This window comes from Streptomyces telluris, from assembly GCF_024519335.1.
In the GTDB taxonomy this organism is placed as follows: Bacteria; Actinomycetota; Actinomycetes; order Streptomycetales; family Streptomycetaceae; genus Streptomyces; species Streptomyces telluris.
The window spans coordinates 112,300-127,970 of sequence record NZ_JANIID010000009.1; the positions used below are offsets into that span (position 1 = coordinate 112,300).

A 15,671-nucleotide genomic window follows, 5' to 3' on the forward strand; every position below is an offset into this window, starting at 1 on the left:
GGCATCCGGTAGTTGCGGAAGTCGGGACAGGGCGGGGTGCCGTGCGCTATTTTTCGCGCCGCATATGCCAACGGCCCATGGTCGGTGCCATGGGCCGTTCCGGTCGCCGCCGGTGGCCGCGGTGCCGGGCCGTCCGGGGCGTCCGGGGCGTGCGGGGCCGCGGGGCCGGGGTGCGGCGCGCGTCACGGCACGCGGGTCACTCTCCGGTCCGGCTGCCGCGCAGCAGGTCCCGGCCGAACTCGACCATCTTCTTCGCGTAGTCCTCGCTCCACTCCGCGCGCTCGGCGATCACGGCCGTGGACAGCCGGTCGAAGCGCCGGGGGTCGGCGAGCTGCGCCGCCGCCACCGCCTGGAACTCGGTCGCCCGGTCGGCGGCGGCGCGGAACGCCAGCGCGAGCTCCGTGGAGCGCGTGAGCAGCTCGCGGGGGTCCTCGATCGACTCCAGGTCGAAGAAGTGCTCGGGGTCGGCGACCGCCTCCGGGGGCTCGAAGAGCAGCTGCGCGGGCTTCAGGCGGCGCGGTCGCTCGGTCGGGCCCGCGTCGGGAGCCGACTGCGGCTCGGACATGTACATACCTCCAGGATCGTCTGCACCGCCATCCATTGTCCTGCGCGACGCAAGGGCGCCCCCGGCGGCCGCGGCCCGGATCCGCTACCGGTCAGTACGGCGGCAGCTGGCCCGTCCGGGCCACCTGGGAGTACCAGCGGGCGCTGGACTTGGGCGTGCGGACCTGGGTGGCGTAGTCGACGTGGACCGCGCCGAAGCGCTTGCTGTAGCCGTAGGCCCACTCGAAGTTGTCGAGCAGCGACCAGAGGAAGTAGCCGCGCACGTCCGCGCCGTCGGCGATCGCCCGACGGACGGCGTCGAGGTGGGCATGCAGGTAGGCGATGCGCTCCGGGTCGTGCACCGTGCCGTCGCCGTCGGGCTTGTCGTCGTAGGCCGCCCCGTTCTCGGTGACCACCAGGGGCAGGCCCGGGACCTCCTCGGCGAAGCGGACCAGCAGGTCGTACAGGCCGGTGGGGTCGACGGACCAGTCCATCGCGGTGCGCTTGCCGGGCGGACGGTGGAAGGCGACACCCGTGGCCGCGGGGAACGGCGAGGGTTCGAGGGCCTCCCCGGGCGGGCCGCCGTTGTCCGTGGCGGCCGCCACCACGGTGGGCGTGTAGTAGTTGACGCCCAGCGAGTCCAGCGGCTGCCTGATGGCAGCCGGGTCGCCGTCGTGCACGAACGACCAGTCCGTGATCGCCGCCGTGTCGGCGAGCAGGTCCTCGGGGTAGGCGCCGTGCAGCATGGGGCCCGTGAAGATGCGGGTGGCCAGGGCGTCGATGCGCCGCTGGGCGTCCACGTCCTGCGGGGCGCCGGTGAAGGCGCGGACGACGCCGGGGTTGAGGGTGACCGACACCTGCCCGTGGGAGGGCAGCGCCGCGCGCAGGGCCTGGGCGCCCAGGCCGTGGGCCAGGTTGAGGTGGTGCGCGGCGCGCAGGGCCGCGAGGTCGTCGGCGCGGCCGGGGGCGTGCACCCCGGAGCCGTAGCCGAGGAAGGCGCTGCACCAGGGCTCGTTGAGGGTGGTCCACATCTCGACGCGGTCGCCCAGGGCCTCGGCGACGAGGTGGGCGTAGTCCGCGAAGCGGTGGGCGGTGCCGCGCTCGGGCCAGCCGCCGGCCGACTCCAGCTCCTGCGGCAGGTCCCAGTGGTAGAGGGTCAAAACGGGGCGGATGCCGTGGTCGAGGAGGTCGTCGACGAGGGCGCGGTAGAAGTCCAGGCCGGGCTGGTTGGCGGTGCCGCGGCCGGTGGGCTGCACGCGCGGCCAGGAGACGGAGAAGCGGTACGCGCCGAGGCCGAGGTCCGCCATCAGCCGGACGTCGTCCGCGCGGCGGTGGTAGTGGTCGGTGGCCGTGTCGCCGGTGTCGCCGCCGAGGGTCTTGCCCGGGGTGTGGGAGAAGGTGTCCCAGATGGAGGGCGTGCGGCCGCCCTCGCGGGCTGCGCCCTCGATCTGGTACGCCGCGGTCGCGGTGCCCCAGAGGAAGCCGGGCGGGAAGTTCACGGTCATGGGGTCTCCCTGGAGGTGGGGGCGTGGAGGGAGCGGCGCGGGTCGGCGGGGTCAGCCCTTGACGGCGCCCCGCATGATGCCGCCGACGATCTGTCTGCCGAAGAGGGTGAAGGCGAGCAGCAGCGGAAGGGTGCCCAGCAGCGCGCCGGCCATGATCACGGACTGGTCGGGGACGTAGCCGCGGCCGAGCCCGGTGAGGGCCACCTGCACCGTCGGGTTCTCCTGGGTCAGCGCGATGATCGGCCAGAAGAAGTCGTTCCAGGCCTGGACGAAGGAGAGCATCGCCAGCACGGCCATCGCGGGCCGGGCGACGGGGAAGACGACGTGCCAGATGACGCGCAGGCTGCCGGCCCCGTCGACGCGGGCCGCCTCGACCAGCTCGCCGGGGAGCGCCTCCAGCAAGTACTGCCGCATGAAGAAGACCCCGAAGGCGCTGACGAGCGTGGGCAGGACCACCGACTGCAGCTGGTCGGTCCACTTGAGCTCGGCGATGACCATGAACAGGGGGACGACGCTGAGCTGCGGCGGCACCATCATCGTGCCGACCGTCAGGAGCAGCAGCGCGCCGCTGAAGCGGAACTTCAGCCTGGCGAAGGCGAAGCCGGCGACGGTGCAGAAGACCACCGTGCCCAGCGCGACGGTGCCCGCGACGAGCAGGGTGTTGAGCAGGGCCTTGCCCATGTTGGCCTCGGTCCAGGCGGTGCCGGCGTTCTCGGCGAGCCGGGTGCCGAACCGGAAGGGCGGCGGCGTCCTGGCGAGACGGGCGTTGTCCCGGGAGGCGGTGACCGCCGTCCAGACGAGGGGGAAGAGCGAGCCGGCGGTGAAGAGCGACAGCACCGCGTAGGCGAGGGGGCCGCCGTGCAGCTGCCGGCCCGCGCGGGTGCGGGCGGCGCGGGGCGCGCGCCGGTGCGGCAGCCGGGGGAGACGGGGCCGGCGCGGGCCCGCCCGGCGGCCCCGGGCCCGCTGGGGCCCGGGGCCCTCGGGCCTCGGTCGTCCGGTCGTCGTGATCGTCACGGCATCCCTCAGTGGCTCTTCCGCAGCCGCCGCGCGATGAGCAGGTTGACCGCGGCGATCAGCAACAGGATCAGGAACATCGTCCAGGCGACGGCGGAGGCGCGCCCGAGGTGGAAGTTGAACCAGCCCTGTTCGTAGAGGTAGAGGCCCAGGGTCTGGAACTGGTGCGAGGCCCCGCCCTTCTGGCCGCCCGCCCCGCCGAAGAGCAGGGGCTCGCCGAAGAGCTGGGTGGCCCCGATGGTGGAGACGACGACGGTGAACAGGATGGTCGGGCGCAGGGCGGGCACGGTGACGTGGCGGAACTGCTGCCGGCGGGAGGCCCCGTCCAGCGCCGCCGACTCGTACAGCTCGTCGGGCACGGCCTGCATGGCGGCCAGGTAGATCAGGGCGTTGTAGCCCGTCCACCGCCAGATGACGATCGAGGAGACCGCGAACTGGGAGGTCCAGGTGCCGTTCTGCCAGTCGACGGGACCGATGCCGAGGGCGCCCAGGGCCCAGTTGACCATGCCGTAGTCGCGTCCGTAGAGAAGGACGAAGACGAGCGTGGCGGCGGCGACGGAGGTGGCGTACGGGGTGAGGAGGGCGACCCGCCAGAAGGTGGCGGCGCGCAGCCGGTAGTGCAGCAGGTGGGCGAGGCCGAGCGCCATCAGCAGCTGCGGGACGGTGGAGATCACGCCGATGGTGAAGGTGTTCCGCAGGGCGTTCCAGAAGAAGTCGTCGTCCAGCAGGCGGACGTAGTTGTGCAGGCCCACCCACTCCATGTGGTCCGGCGCGGCCAGTTCGACCCGGTGCAGCGAGGCCCACCCGGTGTACAGGAGGGGGAAGAGGCCGAAGGCGCCGAAGAAGAGGAAGAACGGCGCGACGAAGGCGTAGGGGCTGTAGCGGACGTCCCAGCGGTAGAGGCGGCTGCGCCACGGGCCCGGGCGGGCGCGGCCGTGCGTGCCGGGAGGGCGGGGGGCGGGGGCCCCGGCCTCCTCGACGGCCCCGGCCGTGGCCGTCATGCGTCCACCGCGTTCTCGATCTCCTTCTGCGCCGCCTTCCAGGCTTCCTGCGGGGACTTGCCCTGCTGCTCGACCTGGGGGATGCCGACGTCGGTGAAGGCGGTGCCGATCTGGGCCTCCTTCGGGCCGATGACCAGCGTCGGCACGGAGCGGGCCGCGTCCGAGAAGATCCGGCCGACGGGGGCGCCGCCGAAGTAGGGGTTGCGCGCGTCCCGGACGAGCGGCATCGCGTAGGAGGCGGGGGTGGAGGGGATGCTGGCCTGCCGGCCGAAGAGCTTGGCCTGCTGCTCGGGGGCGGTGAGCCAGACGGCGAGGGCGGTGGCCGCGGCCCGGTGCCGGGCGGCCCTGGGCACGGTGATGAAGGAGCCGCCCCAGTTGGCGGGGCGGGGGGCGGGGGCCACGTCCCACTTGTTGCGGCCGGCGGCGCCCGCCTTCTCCTTGATGTAGCCGAGCATCCAGGGCGGGCAGGCGACGGAGGCGAAGCGGCCGTTGGCATAGGCCTGGTCCCAGGGCTTCTCGAACTGCTTGAGCCGGGCGGTCAGCCCGCCCCGGGCGGCCTGCACGGCCAGGTCCCAGGACTCCTTGACGGCGGGGCTGGTGCGGTAGACCGGCCGGCCGCGGCGGTCGTAGTAGCGCTCGGCGTGGGCGTGGACGGAGGCGTTGTAGATGCCGGCGGCCGAGTCGGTGAAGACCGTGCCGGCGGGGGCGTGCGCCTTGTACCGCTCGCCGGTCTCGATGTACTTCCGCCAGTCGCCCGCCCAGAGCCTGCCGACGCTCTCGCGGTCGGTGGGCAGCCCGGCCCGGGCGAAGAGGTCCTTGCGGTAGCAGACGGCGATGGGGCCGATGTCCGTGCCGAGGCCGATGGTGCGGCCGGTGCGGGTGGTGGCCTGGTCCCACTTCCAGGGCAGCCAGTCGCTCCGGCGGACGCCCCCGGCGCGGGAGAGGTCGACGAAGCGGTCGGCCTGGGTGGTGACGATCTCGTTGATGTTGCCGGTCTCGACGGCCTGGATGTCGGCGAGGCCGCCGCCGGCCGCGAGGTGGGTGAGGAGCTGCGGGTAGTAGGCGTCGTTCCGCTCGATCACGCTCTCTTTGATCGTGACGCCGGGGTGCAGCCGCTCGTACTCGGCGTAGAGGCCCGCCTGCTTGTAGCCGAAGACGCCGAAGGTGCCGACGGTGACCGTGGTGCCCCGGCCGCCGGCGCCGCTCCCGCCGTCCTCGCCGGTCCCGGCGTCCTGGGCGCAGGCGGCGAAGAGGAGCGCGGCGAGGGTGCCGGCGGCGATGCCGGCGGCCGCCCCGCGGCGCCGCGGGGCGCGCCTGACGCTGCCGGGTGCCATCGCTCACGCCCTTCGCTGTCGGCGGCACGGCCCCGCTCCGCGAAGGCGTGCCGGGTCCCCTTCCGGCATCCGATCATTCCCTCGGATGAGGCGATCGTCGCTCCGGGCACGCGCTCCTCACCCGTAGGAGGGAGCTCGTGCGGGGGCGCCCGGACCGGGCGGGGGGCGTCAGGCGAGGTGGCCGGTGTCGTTCCAGCGTTCGAGCGCCGGGGCGTCGTAGGCCCAGCCGAGGATGGACAGCGAGGTGGGGTCGAGGCGGATGCGGGCCGCGAAGGAGATGTCGAGGCCGAGCCAGCGGGCGCCGATGGTGCGCAGGATGTGGCCGTGGGCGAAGACCAGCACGTCGCGGTCGGCGGAGCGGGCCCACTCGACGACCTCGTCGGCGCGGGCGCTGACCTCCGCGAGGGTCTCGCCCCCGGGGACGCCGTCGCGCCAGATCAGCCAGCCGGGGCGCTGCGCCTTGATCTCGGCGGGGGTCATCCCCTCGTAGTCGCCGTAGTCCCACTCCATCAGCGCGTCCCAGGCGGTCGCCCGGTCGCCGAAGCCGGCCAGCTCGCAGGTCTCGTGGGCGCGCAGCAGGGGGCTGGTGCGGACCTCGACGTCCGGCAGGCCGTCCCAGGGGGCGCGGTGCAGCCGCTCGCCCAGCAGCTTGGCGCCGCGCCGGCCCTCGTCGAGGAGCGGGATGTCCGTGCGGCCGGTGTGCTTGCCGGACAGCGACCACTCGGTCTGTCCGTGCCGGGCCAGCAGGATCCGCGGTGCCATGAAGCGCCCCTCACAGTCTTCGGTGATTTTTCCAACAGAACTCATCACAGATCGCCGCGTTGTCCCCCTATTTCAAAAGGACAACGACAGAAACGATCTGCCTGCCCTCCATCATCGCTCACCCGGCCGACGCGTTCCTCACACCGGTCACAGGCAACCCCGGCGTCAATCGAGGCGTCTCCTCCCCCGCACACCTGTCGGCACGGCAGAACAGCGGGCGAACTCGGCGTTTCCTTCAAGTCGCGGGGCGGTGTGCGACTCATGTGACGTACGCCGTACGGTTGCATGCGCGCTTGTTGGCCGTCTGATCATATGGAGAGCGCCCGGATGTACCGCACCGCACCACTTCTGAAGCGGCCGCGCTGGTGGACCGAACTGCCGCTGATCGCCGTGGTGTACGCGCTGTACTCCGCCGGCCGGCTGCTGGTCCGCGGCGGCGTGGAGCCCGCCGTCGATCACGGACTGGCGATTCTCGATCTTGAGAAAAGCTTTCGAATAAACTTCGAACACCCGCTGAACCGGCTGTTCACCGAGCACGCGGCCATCGGCATACCCGCCGACTTCGCCTACGCCTCCCTGCACTATCTGCTCACCCCGGCGATCCTGGTCTGGCTCTTCAAGCGGCGCCCGGCCGAATACCGCCTCCAGCGCAGCTGGCTGATGATCTCCACCCTCATCGGCCTCATAGGTTTCACCCTGCTGCCCACCTGCCCGCCCCGGCTGCTCGACCCCGGCTACGGCTTCGTCGACACCATGGCCCAGTACGCCTCCTACGGCTGGTGGGGCGGCGAGGCCAGCGCCCCCCGCGGCCTCGGCGGCATGACCAACCAGTACGCCGCGATGCCGAGCCTCCACGTCGGCTGGGCCCTGTGGTGCGGCGTCGTCCTCTGGCGCCAGGGCCGCACCGCCTGGGCGAAGGCCGCGGGCGTCGTCTACCCGCTCGCCATCACCCTCGTCGTGATGGGCACCGCCAACCACTACTTCCTCGACGCCGTCGCGGGTGCCGCCGTGATGGTCGCCGGCCTGCTGCTGGCCAAGCCCGCGATGCGCCTCGCGGACCTGGTCAAGAGCCGCCTGACCGGCGCGGGACGCGGCGAAACCGCCGGGACGCCCGCGAATGTCAGTGGCGGGTGCGAGACTTCGGCGGGTACAGCGCTTCCCCGGGCCGCGGCCTCCGGCACCGCCGCCGGAGACGGCCGTCCGGGAGCGCCGCAGCGACCTCACGAGGCGGACGCCAGTGACTTCATCCCCCGACAGCCGGCCCACGGCACCGGCGACAGCCGCACCGGCGACGCTGCGGCAGCGGCTCGCTGAGCTGCGCGGGCCGGGCTGCCCGCCCCGCCCGCTCGACGCCCGCGCCCTCGCGGCCCTCGCCGCCAACCCCGGCTGCCGGCGCCGCGTCCTGCTCGACGGGGCCGGCGTCGACAAGGGCGCCCTGGCCGCGGCGCTCGGCTCGCCGGCCGCCTTCGGCCAGTCGCAGTTCGCGATCGTGCGCGGCCACTCCTTCGAGGCCCGCGCCAAGGCCGACGGCGGCACGGAGCTCGTCCGCCTGCTCCACGAGCGCCTGCGCGACGGCACCCCGGCCCCGGACCCCGGCTCCGTGGACGTCCCCGACCTCACCGCCGGCGGCCCCGAAGGCCGCACCGCCCGTACGGCGCTCGCCCTGCGCGACGCCACGGCCGCCGGCCGCTGGGCGCTCCTCGACCACCCCCTGCTCGCCCTCCCGGTGTCCGGCACCCCCGCCTTCCTGGAGCCCGACGCCGTGGTCGTCCACCCCGACGGGTCGTGGACGGTCGTCGAGATCAAGTCCTTCCCGGTGATCGACGGCGCGGCCGACCCCGGCAAGGTCGGCGCCGCCGCCCGCCAGGCCGCCGTCTACGTCCTGGCCCTGGAGGAGCTCGCGGCCCGCACCGCCGGCGGGGACACCGCGCGCGTGCGCCACGAGATCCTGCTCGTCTGCCCGAAGGACTTCGCCAACGTCCCGGTCGCCGAGCTCGTCGACGTCCGCAAGCCGCGCGCCACCACGCGCCGCCAGCTCGCCCGGCTCGTCCGCGTCGAGGACATCGCCGCGGCGCTGCCCGCCGGCACAACCTTCGACCTCCGCCCGGCCGGCGACGGCCGGACGGCCACCCGGCCCGCCGAAGAGCTCGCCGCCGCCGTGGAAGCGGTCGACGCCGCCTACGCGCCGGAGTGCCTGGCCGCCTGCGAGCTCGCCTTCCACTGCCGCGCCCGGGCCCGGTCCGAAGGCGCCGTGGCCGCCCTCGGCCGCGGGCTCCGCGGCGAGCTGGGCGGCCTGACCACGGTGGAGTCCGTGCTCGCCGCGGCGCTCGACGGGACGGCGGGCGGCGCGGCCGCGGCCGCCGGAGGTTCCACGGCCCCCGGCGCCCCTGCGGATGCCGCCGCCGACCCGGCCGACCCCACCGTCGCCGCGCTGCGCCGCGCAGCCGCCCTCCGCTCCGAGGCCCTCGCCCTCGCGTCCTTCCCCGCGCCCGCCCCTGCCCTCGCCGGAACGGAGGCCGCATGTCGCTGATCACCACGCTCGCCCGGATGGAGGCCGTGCGGGACGGCCGGGCCCGGCCCCTCACCACCGTGCGCCACCGGCATCTGGCGGAGCGGCCGCTGGTGTTCGTCCCGCTCACCACCGCCGGTGAGGCCGGCGCCCCGCTCGGCGCGCTCGTGGGCACCGACCGGGAGCGCCCCCGCCTCCTGGCCGTGCCCCAGCCGCGCGACCGCGACCTGCGCTCCGCCTTCCTCGCCGAGCTGGCCGAGGAGATGCTGCCGTATCTGGAGGGGTTCGCCGAGGACGTCACCCAGGAGGAGCGCAAGGAGACCGACCCGGAGACGGGCAAGAAGGTGACGGTCCACGTCGAACTGTGCGCGGGCGCGCCGCAGCTGCTGGTGCCCAGCGCCGCGGGCGTCGCCTACGTCCGGCTGCTCGGGCGGTCCATGCGCTTCCGCCGCACGGCCGAGCAGGATCCCGAGACGCCCCACCCCGCCCCGCCGCGCGTCCCCATGCTGGGCCGCTGGCTGACGCACTTCGGCGAGCGCGCCCGCGTCCCCGGCTCGTCGCTGCTCCTGCCGGTGACCCAGCTCCTCGCCCGCCACTGGGCCACGGGCCAGAGCACCCTGGAGGACCAGCACCTGGGCGCCCTGCTCGCCTGGATCGACCCACCGGCCGGCCTGACGGGCGCGGAGGCGGCGCTGCGCGCCGAGCTCGCGCGGGACGCCGCGGGACAGCTGCTCCACCCGCCCGCGGGCCCGGCCACCGACCCCGCCTTCGACAACAAGCTCCTCGCCCCGGCGACCGCCCGCTTCGACGCGGGCCTGCCCGGGGCCGGGCAGGAGCTCCGCGAGCTGCTGGAGTCGCAGCTGCGCCCCACCTGGGAGGCGGTCTGGCGCGCCGTCGACCTGCTGCGCGCCCTGCCCGAGGGGGAGCGGGTCGGCGAGCGCTGGAAGCGCGACCGCTGGTCCTACACCGCGCACCGGGACCGCGTCCGGGCCGGCGAGCCCCCGCAGCCCCGGCGGGACGACGCGGTGACGGCCGCCCGCAAGCTCGCCGCGCGGGAGACCGCCCAGGCGCAGCTGGACGCCCAGGAGGCGCTGGACGATCCGCTGGTGATGGCCGGGCGGCGGCTGGCGGGCGAGGCGTTCGCCGGGGAGGTCACCGACGTGGTGATGGAGTACACGGAGGCGAAGGTGCCGCGGCCCCGGCCGCTGGTCACGCTGCGCACGGAGGACGGCCCGCTCCTGTCCGACGGGGTGAAGGTGTACCGCGCCCTGCCCGGCGGCAAGTCCCAGCCCGCCGAGTTCGCCGGCCACGTGCCCGGCGACCCGGGCGCGCTGACGGTGCGTCTGACCGGCGGCATGGGGCGCGGCAAGGTGCCCGAGCCCGGCTCGGTGCCGGAGAAGGGCGACCGCGTCTGCTGGACGCTCTTCGAGCACGCCCCGCGCGGCGGCCCCGAGCTGCCCGACCCCGACCGCACGCCCTGGACGCACGGCGGCCCGCCCGGCGAGCCGGCGGCCGAGCTGCCCGACCCGGTGACCACGGAGGACCTGCTGTGAGGACGTTCACGGTGCCCGCGGAGGGCGCGCTGCCGCCGCAGCGCGGGCGCGGCGCGGATCCGGGCGCGGCCGCCGAGGCGGTCACGCGCCGGATCCTGCACGACACGCTGCACAGCCCCGAGCGCGGGGTCGTGGTCGACTCCCCGCCGGGCGCGGGCAAGTCGACGCTCGTCGTCCGCGCCGCGCGGGAGCTGGCCGCGGCGGGCCGCCCGCTGATGATCGTCGCCCAGACCAACGCCCAGGTGGACGACCTGGTGCTGCGGCTGGCCGCCAAGGACCCCGAGCTGCCGGTCGGCCGGCTGCACAGCAGCGACGCGAGCCCCTACGACCGGGCGCTCGACGCCCTGCCCTCGGTCGTCACGTCCGCGAAGGCCGCCGAGCTCGCGGGGCTTCCGGTCGTGGTGTCCACGGCCGCGAAGTGGGCGCACACCAAGGTCGCCGAGCCGTGGGGCCACGCGATCGTGGACGAGGCCTACCAGATGCGGTCGGACGCCCTGCTGGCCGTGGCCGGGCTCTTCGAACGGGCGCTGTTCGTGGGCGACCCGGGCCAGCTGGACCCGTTCAGCGTGGTGGGGGCCGACGGCGTCGCGCAGTGGGCCGGGCTCTCGTACGACCCGTCGGCGAGCGCGGTGAGCACGCTGCTCGCCCACAACCCCGGCCTGCCGCAGCACCGGCTGCCCGTCTCCTGGCGGCTGCCCGCCTCCGCCGCGCCCCTGGTGTCGGCCGCCTTCTACCCGTACACGCCCTTCCGCAGCGGCACGGACCACGGCGACCGGCGGCTGACCTTCGGCGTGGCGCCGGACGGCTCCGGCCCGGACCGGGTGCTGGACGAGGCGGCCGTCTCGGGCTGGGGCCTGCTGGAGCTGCCGGCCCGTCACACGCCGCGCACCGACCCGGAGGCCGTGGGCGCGGTCGCGCACGTGGTCCGGCGGCTGCTGGACCGCGGCGGGGTGACCGTCAGCGAGGCGGCGCCCGACCCGGTGCCGCTCACGGCCGCCCGGATCGCGGTCGGCACCGCCCACCGCGACCAGGCCGCGGCGGTCCGCACGGCGCTCGCCGGCCTGGGCGTGCAGGGCGTCACGGTGGACACGGCGAACCGGCTGCAGGGCCGCGAGTTCGACGTGACGGTCATGCTGCACCCGCTGTCGGGCCGCCCCGACGCGACGGCCTTCCACCTGGAGACGGGCCGCCTGTGCGTCCTCGCCTCCCGCCACCGGCACGCGTGCATCGTGGTGTGCCGCGCTGGCGTGGACCGGCTGCTGGACGAACACCCGTCGACGGAGCCGGTGCAGCTGGGGGTCACGGTGAAGTTCCCGGATGGTTGGGAGGCCATGATGGCGACGTGGGACCGCTGGTCGGAGCACCGGGTGGTGTGGCGGCCTTGACCGGGGCCCGGCCGGTATCCGGCATCCGGTGCGGCGTGGAAGCCGTGCGTGCGGGGGCGGCGGTCAGTCGAATACGGACGGCGGCGGTTCCGGCGACGGCTTCGCGGCCGCGTCCGTGACCGGCGTCGCGCCGCCCGTGAAGTCGGCCAGCGCCCGGCCGTGTTCGACGCGCCCCTGGTGCGGGTCGGAGGCGGCTCGCCGGGTCAGCTCGGCGATCGGCAGCGCGTGGTCGGAGGCGAGCAGCACGGCGTTGCCGAAGCGGCGGCCGCGCAGGACCGCGGGGTCGGCGGTCAGGCAGAGCTCGGGGAAGACGGTGCCCACGGTCGCGATCTGGGACTTCACGTACGCGAGCGGCGGGCCGTCCGCGAGGTTCGCGGCGTAGAAGCCGCCGGGCCGCAGGGCCCGCCGCACCTCGCCGGCGAATTCGGTGCTGGTCAGATGGGCGGGGGTGCGGGCGCCGGCGAACACGTCGGCGATGATCAGGTCGGCCCAGCCGTCCGGCACTTTGGCCAGCCCTTCGCGGGCGTCCCCGTTGCGCACCCGGATCCGCCAGCCGCTGTCGAGGGGCAGCTCGCGCCGTACGAACTGGACGAGCGGGGCGTCGATCTCCACGATCTGCTGGGTGGAGCGCGGCCGGGTCGCGGCGACGTACCGGGCGAGGGTGAAGGCGCCGCCGCCCAGGTGGAGGGCGTGCACGGGCTTGCCGGGCGGCGCCACGAGGTCGGCCAGGTGGCCGAGCCTGCGCTGGTAGGCGAAGTCCAGGTAGGAGGGGTCGTCGAGGTCGACGTGGGACTGGGGCGCGCCGTCGATCAGGAGGGTGAAGCCGCGGGGGCGGTCCCGGTCGGGCACGAGCTCGGCGAGCCCGCCCGCCACCTGCTCCGTGACCGCTTCGGCGGCGCGGCCGCGCCCTTGCTTCTTCTTGACCTTGCCCACCCCGCAAGTATCGCCCAGGGGCGGGGCCGGCCCGGCGGGACGGCCTAGCGGCAGCGGTCGACCGCCGCGATCGTCCGGGCGGCCTCGCCGAGGGCGTCGCGCAGGACCGCCGGGTCCGTGGCGGAGGTGAAGGCGGCCTCCGGGGCGACGAGCCAGCCGGCGCCGGTGAGGGGCTGCTCGTCGGGGACCACGCGCAGCCCCCGGCCGTGGGTCTGGGTGCAGGCGCTGCCCGGGACGTCCCAGGCGTCGGCGGTGCCGGGGGGCACCAGGAAGCCGAGGGTGTCGCACTCGCCGTCGTGCAGCACGGGGCCGACGCCGTCGCGCAGCCGGAGGATGTCGACCGCCTCCAGGCCCTGGCGGGCGGGGACGGTGACGAGGTCGCACGGGCCGGCTTCGGGGCCGAGGCCCGGTGCCTGGGGTGCGCAGGGCGAAGGGCTGCGGTCCTGACGCGGCTGGTGCAGGGCCGTCGTCCGCGAGCTGCTGCTGTCCACTCCGGCCTCCACCAAGGGAAACCCCTCCTCCGCCGTGCCACTACGCTCCGCGTCGAGCGCGCTCGGGGGGTTCAACGCGCGAGGGGCGTCAACGGCAACGGGTACATGCCGTCACAAAGGATGGCAGTTCATGGCGGATCGCGGGTGAGATATCCGGTTTGTAGGGAAACGGGGGGCTGAATCCGGGGCCGAACGGGGGGAGCGGGGCCCCGATTGCCGGTACGGTCTTCTCCCGCCGAGCGCAGTCGGCGGAGTCACTCGCCAGAAGGGTGCGGCCATGGTGTCGTCCCACGCGTCCCCGTCCCCCGGGCCCGCCGGACCGGTGGGTCCCGGCGGTCCGGACGGCAAGGGCAGCCGCCCGAACGCGGCCTTCAGACAGCTCCGCGGCGCGCTCTCGCCGGCCGAGTTCGCGGCGGCCGTACGGCGCGCCGCACGCGAGATCGGCGAGCAGGTCTCGTGCGACGCGCGCTACATCGGCCGGGTCGAGTCGGGGGAGATCCGCTGCCCCAACTACGCCTACGAGCGGGTGTTCCGGCACATGTTCCCCGGCCGCGAACCGGAGGACATGGGCTTCGTCCCGCGCGAGGTGGTCCGCGGCCGGGGTGCGCGCGGCAGGGACCCCGACGGCCGTCCCACCGGGAGCCGCACCGCGAACCGCACCGCAAACCGCACCGAGCAGCCCAGGGAGAGCGACGTGTTGCGCCGCGCGTTCATGACCGGCGGCACGGTGGCCGCGGTGGCCGCGGCCTCGCTGGGCGCCGCCGTACCCGCGGCGCCCGCCCCGCGCGGCCCGCGCCGCGCCGGAGAGGCCGAGGCGGCCGCCGTCGAACAGGCCGTCCGCCGCATCCGCCTGCTGGACGACCGGCACGGCGGCGACGGCCTCTACCGGCGGTCCACCCGCCCGCTGCGGATCGCCTACGAGCTGCTCGACGCCGACACCCGCCGCCGGTCCGTCGCCGAACGGCTGCAGTCGGGCGCGGGCGAACTCGCGCTGTCCGTCGGCTGGCTGGCCCACGACTCGGGCCGCTTCGCGGACGCCCGCTCCCACTACGCCGAGGCGCTCGCCACGGCCCGGGTGGCCGGGGACGCGGCGCTGGAGGCCCACGCCTTCTGCAACGCCGCCTTCCTCGCGCGGGACGCGGGCCGCCCGCGGGAGGCCGTGCGCGCGGCGCAGGCCGCCCAGGGCGCCGCGAAGGGGCTGGCCTCACCGCGGCTGATGTCCCTGCTGGCCCTGCGGGAGGCCGGCGGCTGGGCCGGGCTCGGCGACCGGGCCGCCTGCGAGGCCGCCCTGCTGCGGGCGCGCACGCTCTTCGGCCGCGGGCCGGGCGACGCCGACCCGGAGTGGATGAGCTTCTTCGGGGAGGCCGAGCTGGAGGGGCTGGAGGCCCAGTGCCGGTCGGCGCTCGGCGACTGGGCGCGGGCGGCGGAGCACGCGCGCCGCGCCGTCGCCCTCCAGGACCCGCACTTCGCCCGCAACACCGCCCTCTTCACCGCGCAGCTCGCCGGGGACCTCGCCCGGGGCGGGGCGCCGGACGAGGCGGCGGCCGCGGGGGAGCGCGCGCTGGACCTGCTGGCCGAGGTCCGCTCGACCCGGATCCGGACGATGCTCGCCGCCACGGCCCGGCTGCTCGGCCGCCACGGGGGCGAGCAGCCGGTGGCGGGGTTCCTGGAGCGGCACGCGGCGGAGCGGAAGGCCGGCGGCTGACGCGCCGTACGAAGGGCGCGCCGCACAAAAGACACGCGGCACGGAGGACACGCCGTACGAATCCCCGGGACGGCCCAAGCGGCTCGCCGCACGAACCCGGAATATGACGAGGGCCCCGGTCCGCTTTCGCGAACCGGGGCCCTCTGTCAGGGTGAGTAACGGGACTTGAACCCGCGACATCCTGGACCACAACCAGGTGCTCTGCCAGCTGAGCTATACCCACCATGTTTGTCCGGCGTGTTTCCCACCGGCCGAGAAGAAGTCTACAGGGTCTTCGGGGGTGCTCGCTCCCGGCTTTCTGCCGAGCCGGGAGCGAGCTGTGTCACACCGCCTTGGCGGGCAGGACGTGCTTGGCCGCGATGGCCTTCGCCGTGTCGGAGTCCGGGCCGGGCTGCGGCACGAAGATCGCCTCGCGGTAGTAGCGGAGCTCGGCGATCGACTCGCGGATGTCGGCGAGGGCGCGGTGGTTGCCGCTCTTCTTCGGGCTGGAGAAGTAGGCCCGCGGGTACCAGCGGCGGGCCAGCTCCTTCACCGACGACACGTCGACGATCCGGTAGTGCAGGTGGGACTCCAGGGCCGGCATGTCCCGCGCGAGGAAACCGCGGTCGGTGCCGACCGAGTTCCCGCACAGCGGGGCCTTGCCCGGCTCCGGGACGTGCTCGCGGATGTAGGCGAGGACCTGCTGCTCGGCGTCCTCGAGGGTGGTGCCCCGGTCCAGCTCCGCGAGCAGCCCGGAGGCCGTGTGCATCTGGCGCACCACCTCGGGCATGGTGACGAGGGCCTCGGCGGGCGGGCGGACGACAATGTCCACGCCGTCGCCGAGGATGTTCAGCTCCGAGTCGGTCACCAGGGCGGCCACCTCGATGAGCGCGTCGTCCGACAGCGAGAGCCCGGTCATCTCGCAGTCGATCCACACCATGCGATCGTTCATGCTCC

The 15,671-nt window shown here is 75.0% G+C and carries 14 protein-coding genes and 1 tRNA gene; 5 read left to right on the forward strand and 10 right to left on the reverse strand.

Annotation, left to right across the window (positions count from 1 at the left end):
• Positions 1 to 196: 196 nt before the first annotated feature.
• The 6 genes from NQU55_RS13060 to NQU55_RS13085 all read right to left on the reverse strand — a co-directional run bounded on the left by NQU55_RS13060 (position 197) and on the right by NQU55_RS13085 (position 6,159).
• Positions 197 to 565, reverse strand: coding sequence for a DUF8844 domain-containing protein (locus NQU55_RS13060; RefSeq protein ID WP_058046876.1), 369 nt, complete (start codon positions 563 to 565; stop codon positions 197 to 199).
• A gap of 91 nt (positions 566 to 656) precedes the next feature.
• Positions 657 to 2,048 (reverse strand): GH1 family beta-glucosidase, encoded by a 1,392-nt coding sequence (locus NQU55_RS13065; protein WP_168096181.1) that lies wholly within the window; start codon positions 2,046 to 2,048, stop codon positions 657 to 659.
• 51 nt (positions 2,049 to 2,099) lie between these two features.
• Positions 2,100 to 3,062, reverse strand: a complete 963-nt coding sequence (locus NQU55_RS13070) for a carbohydrate ABC transporter permease (RefSeq protein ID WP_168096182.1) — start codon at positions 3,060 to 3,062, stop codon at positions 2,100 to 2,102.
• Positions 3,063 to 3,070: 8 nt separating this feature from the next.
• Positions 3,071 to 4,063, reverse strand: coding sequence for a carbohydrate ABC transporter permease (locus NQU55_RS13075; RefSeq protein WP_256790585.1), 993 nt, complete (start codon positions 4,061 to 4,063; stop codon positions 3,071 to 3,073).
• Positions 4,060 to 5,397 carry an ABC transporter substrate-binding protein gene (locus NQU55_RS13080; RefSeq protein WP_168095995.1) on the reverse strand — a complete coding sequence of 446 codons (1,338 nt, stop codon included), beginning with the start codon at positions 5,395 to 5,397 and terminating at the stop codon, positions 4,060 to 4,062. Before NQU55_RS13080 ends, NQU55_RS13075 begins: the two co-directional genes overlap by 4 nt.
• Positions 5,398 to 5,565: 168 nt before the next feature.
• Positions 5,566 to 6,159, reverse strand: coding sequence for a histidine phosphatase family protein (locus tag NQU55_RS13085; protein ID WP_168095996.1), 594 nt, complete (start codon positions 6,157 to 6,159; stop codon positions 5,566 to 5,568).
• Between the two features lie 327 nt (positions 6,160 to 6,486).
• Here NQU55_RS13085 and NQU55_RS13090 point away from each other — a divergent pair, with 327 nt between their 5' ends.
• Genes NQU55_RS13090 through NQU55_RS13105 form a run of 4 tightly spaced genes read left to right on the forward strand, consistent with a single transcriptional unit; the run spans position 6,487 to position 11,606 of the window.
• A complete protein-coding gene (locus NQU55_RS13090; RefSeq protein ID WP_240976929.1) occupies positions 6,487 to 7,473 on the forward strand; it encodes a phosphatase PAP2 family protein in 987 nt (328 codons plus the stop codon).
• Positions 7,397 to 8,689: a hypothetical protein gene (locus NQU55_RS13095; RefSeq protein ID WP_256790587.1), complete on the forward strand. Its 1,293-nt coding sequence runs from the start codon at positions 7,397 to 7,399 to the stop codon at positions 8,687 to 8,689. The genes NQU55_RS13090 and NQU55_RS13095 overlap by 77 nt, the downstream gene beginning before the upstream one ends.
• On the forward strand, positions 8,680 to 10,221 hold the full coding sequence (locus NQU55_RS13100; protein WP_256790589.1) for a hypothetical protein: 1,542 nt from the start codon (positions 8,680 to 8,682) through the stop codon (positions 10,219 to 10,221). The genes NQU55_RS13095 and NQU55_RS13100 overlap by 10 nt, the downstream gene beginning before the upstream one ends.
• Entirely contained in the window at positions 10,218 to 11,606 is a 1,389-nt protein-coding gene (locus NQU55_RS13105) for an AAA domain-containing protein (protein ID WP_372504705.1), read from the forward strand. The genes NQU55_RS13100 and NQU55_RS13105 overlap by 4 nt, the downstream gene beginning before the upstream one ends.
• A gap of 63 nt (positions 11,607 to 11,669) precedes the next feature.
• Here the strand turns inward: NQU55_RS13105 and NQU55_RS13110 are convergent, their stop codons facing one another.
• A complete protein-coding gene (locus NQU55_RS13110; RefSeq protein WP_256790591.1) occupies positions 11,670 to 12,539 on the reverse strand; it encodes a spermidine synthase in 870 nt (289 codons plus the stop codon).
• A gap of 44 nt (positions 12,540 to 12,583) precedes the next feature.
• Positions 12,584 to 13,030, reverse strand: a complete 447-nt coding sequence (locus NQU55_RS13115; protein ID WP_256790592.1) for a hypothetical protein — start codon at positions 13,028 to 13,030, stop codon at positions 12,584 to 12,586.
• Between the two features lie 277 nt (positions 13,031 to 13,307).
• Between NQU55_RS13115 and NQU55_RS13120 the strand changes: the two genes are divergently transcribed.
• Positions 13,308 to 14,735: an NsdA family TPR-like regulatory protein gene (locus NQU55_RS13120; RefSeq protein ID WP_206329924.1), complete on the forward strand. Its 1,428-nt coding sequence runs from the start codon at positions 13,308 to 13,310 to the stop codon at positions 14,733 to 14,735.
• 150 nt (positions 14,736 to 14,885) lie between these two features.
• Here the strand turns inward: NQU55_RS13120 and NQU55_RS13125 are convergent.
• Positions 14,886 to 14,958, reverse strand: a tRNA-His gene (locus NQU55_RS13125).
• 99 nt (positions 14,959 to 15,057) lie between these two features.
• The gene (gene orn, locus NQU55_RS13130; RefSeq protein WP_168095501.1) at positions 15,058 to 15,666 is read right to left on the reverse strand and encodes an oligoribonuclease; all 609 of its coding nucleotides are present in this window, start codon (positions 15,664 to 15,666) and stop codon (positions 15,058 to 15,060) included.
• Positions 15,667 to 15,671: the final 5 nt, after the last annotated feature.

Excerpts from the sequence above, each read along its gene's own strand:
- NQU55_RS13060 (WP_058046876.1), bottom strand. The coding sequence starts at position 565 with ATGTCCGAGCCGCAGTCGGCTCCCGACGCGGGCCCGACCGAGCGACCG.
- NQU55_RS13065 (WP_168096181.1), bottom strand. The coding sequence starts at position 2,048 with ATGACCGTGAACTTCCCGCCCGGCTTCCTCTGGGGCACCGCGACCGCG.
- NQU55_RS13075 (WP_256790585.1), bottom strand. The coding sequence starts at position 4,063 with ATGACGGCCACGGCCGGGGCCGTCGAGGAGGCCGGGGCCCCCGCCCCC.
- NQU55_RS13080 (WP_168095995.1), bottom strand. The coding sequence starts at position 5,397 with ATGGCACCCGGCAGCGTCAGGCGCGCCCCGCGGCGCCGCGGGGCGGCC.
- NQU55_RS13085 (WP_168095996.1), bottom strand. The coding sequence starts at position 6,159 with ATGGCACCGCGGATCCTGCTGGCCCGGCACGGACAGACCGAGTGGTCG.
- NQU55_RS13090 (WP_240976929.1), top strand. The coding sequence starts at position 6,487 with ATGTACCGCACCGCACCACTTCTGAAGCGGCCGCGCTGGTGGACCGAA.
- NQU55_RS13100 (WP_256790589.1), top strand. The coding sequence starts at position 8,680 with ATGTCGCTGATCACCACGCTCGCCCGGATGGAGGCCGTGCGGGACGGC.
- NQU55_RS13120 (WP_206329924.1), top strand. The coding sequence starts at position 13,308 with ATGGTGTCGTCCCACGCGTCCCCGTCCCCCGGGCCCGCCGGACCGGTG.
- orn (WP_168095501.1), bottom strand. The coding sequence starts at position 15,666 with ATGAACGATCGCATGGTGTGGATCGACTGCGAGATGACCGGGCTCTCG.